Source organism: Saccharomonospora iraqiensis subsp. iraqiensis (assembly GCF_000430445.1).
Taxonomy (GTDB): Bacteria; Actinomycetota; Actinomycetes; order Mycobacteriales; family Pseudonocardiaceae; genus Saccharomonospora; species Saccharomonospora iraqiensis.
Genome location: NZ_KE387099.1, coordinates 72,759 through 75,125 on the forward strand (window position 1 = coordinate 72,759; position 2,367 = coordinate 75,125).

Sequence of the window (2,367 nt, forward strand, 5' to 3'; positions counted from 1 at the left end):
CGGGCGCTCGTCCGCCGCCGGACCGACGGCCCGGCGCGGTCCGGCACGGCCACCGGGTCCCGGACCGCGGCATGACCGCCCCCGAACACGTCGACGTGCTCATCGTCGGCGCCGGACTGTCCGGGATCGGCGCCGCGCACCACCTCCGGTCCCAGCTGCCCGGACACACCTTCACCCTCCTGGAGGCGCGGGACGCCCTCGGGGGGACGTGGGACCTGTTCCGCTATCCGGGGGTGCGCTCCGACTCGGACATGCAGACCCTCGGCTACCGGTTCCGCCCCTGGAGACGGTCCCGCGCCCTCGCCGACGGGCCGTCGATCCTGCGCTACCTCCGGGACACCGCGACCGAGGCGGGGATCGACCGGCACATCCGTTACCGGCACCGGGTCGTGCACGCCTCCTGGTCCAGCGACGACGCACTGTGGACGGTGGAGGCCGAGCACGACGGCACCACCGTCCGGTTCACCGCCCGGTTCCTGCACGTCTGCAGCGGGTACTACCGCTACGACGCCGGATACTTCCCCGAGCTCCCGGGGCTGGAACGCTTCCGGGGGACCGTGGTGCACCCGCAGGAGTGGCCGGAGGATTTCGACCACACCGGACAGCGGATCGTGGTCGTCGGCAGCGGGGCGACGGCGGTGACGCTGGTGCCCGCCCTGGCCGACAAGGCCGCCCACGTCACGATGCTGCAGCGCTCGCCCACCTACATCCTGTCCCTGCCGTCCGAGGACCGCCTGGCCGGACTGCTGCACAGGGTGGTCGGGCCGCGCGCGGCGTACCCGGTGGTGCGCTGGAAGAACATCGCCGTGAGCACGCTGCTCTACCAGCTCAGCCGGAGACGGCCGGAACTGGTCCGCAGGCTGATCCGCAAGGCCACGATCCGGCAGCTCCCGGCGGGCTACGACGTCGACACCCACTTCCGGCCGGACTACGACCCCTGGGACCAGCGGTTGTGCTTCGTCCCGGACGGCGACCTGTTCACCGCCGTCCGCCGCGGCACGGCGTCGGTGGTCACCGACCACATCGAGGAGTTCACCGCGTCCGGCCTCCGCCTGCGGTCCGGGGCGGAACTGGAGGCGGACACGGTCGTCGTGGCGACCGGGCTGCGGCTGCTGCCGCTCGGGGGCATGCGACTCACCGTCGACGGCAGCGAGGTGCACCTGCCGGAGACGATGGCGTACAAGGGAATGATGCTGTCCGGGGTGCCGAACCTCGCCTTCACCGTCGGCTACACGAACGCCTCGTGGACGCTGAAGGCCGACCTGGTGAGCGGGTACGTCGTCCGGCTGCTGCGGCACCTGGACCGGCACGGGTACCGGCGGTGCGTCCCGGTGAACGACGACCCGTCGGTCACCGCGCGGCCACTGCTCGACTTCGACGCGGGCTACGTCCGCCGTGCGATCGACGAGTTCCCCCGCGCGGGATCCCGGCCGCCGTGGCGGCTCGGGATGAGCTACGCGCACGACCTCGTCACCCTGCGCCACCGCCGACTCGACGACGGCATCCTCCGCTTCACCTGAACGGCTCCGCGTGCGAGCGGCCGCCGTTGTGCCGTGAAGGACTCCTTCACTGCGTCGGATGCAGTGAAGGAGTCCCTCGCTGCGGCACACGCAGGAAAGGGGTCCTTCACGGCACACCTGACGGCCCCGCCGCGGGGGATGGCTACTTCGGGGGCATGCGGATGCCGCCGTCGACGCGGACGACCTCGGCGTTCATGTAGGAGTTGGTGACCAGCTCCAGCACCATCGAGGCCAGCTCGTCCGGGGTGCCGAGGCGCTTCGGGAACAGCACACTCTCGCCCAGCTTGGCCTTGAACTGCTCGGACTCGGGGCCCTCACCGTAGATCGGGGTCTCGATGAGGCCCGGGGCGATGGTGTTGACCCGCACGCCCACGGCGGAGAGGTCGCGCGCGACGGGCAGGGTCATGCCCACGACACCGCCCTTGGACGACGAGTACGCCGCCTGCCCGATCTGCCCGTCGAACGCCGCCACCGACGCCATGTTCACCACGGCGCCGCGGTCACCCGATTCGGTGGGTTCGTTGCGGCTCATGGCCGTCGCCGCGAGCCGGAGCGTGTCGAAGGTGCCGATCAGGTTGATCCCGACCACCTTCTTGTACAGGTCGAGGCTGTGCGCGGAGTCGTACTCCCCGTCCTTGCCGATCGTGCGCTGCGCGGACCCGATCCCGGCCGAGTTGACCAGCACCCGCAGCGGGCCCAGTTCGACCGCCTTGTCCACGGCGGCCCGGATCTGCTCGGTGTCGGTGACGTCCACGTTGACGTACACGCCGCCGATCTCCCGGGCGAGGGCCTCGCCCTTCTCCGCGTTCAGGTCGGCGACGACGACGCGCGCCCCGCCGGCCGCGAG

The 2,367-nt window shown here is 71.6% G+C and carries 2 protein-coding genes; one reads left to right on the forward strand and one right to left on the reverse strand.

Features of this window, described 5'->3' with window-relative positions; translation table 11 throughout:
- Positions 1 to 71 precede the first annotated feature (71 nt).
- Entirely contained in the window at positions 72 to 1,520 is a 1,449-nt protein-coding gene (locus ACTIR_RS0114225; RefSeq protein WP_026454794.1) for a flavin-containing monooxygenase, read from the forward strand.
- Positions 1,521 to 1,662: 142 nt separating this feature from the next.
- On the opposite strand, the gene ACTIR_RS0114230 is transcribed toward ACTIR_RS0114225, so the two are convergent.
- Positions 1,663 to 2,367, reverse strand: a 705-nt coding sequence (locus ACTIR_RS0114230) for an SDR family oxidoreductase (RefSeq protein WP_026454795.1), incomplete at its 5' end; no start/stop codon positions are given.

What these genes read in the sequence shown, in the direction of transcription:
- ACTIR_RS0114225 (WP_026454794.1), top strand. Translation starts at nt 72, where the DNA reads ATGACCGCCCCCGAACACGTCGACGTGCTCATCGTCGGCGCCGGACTG.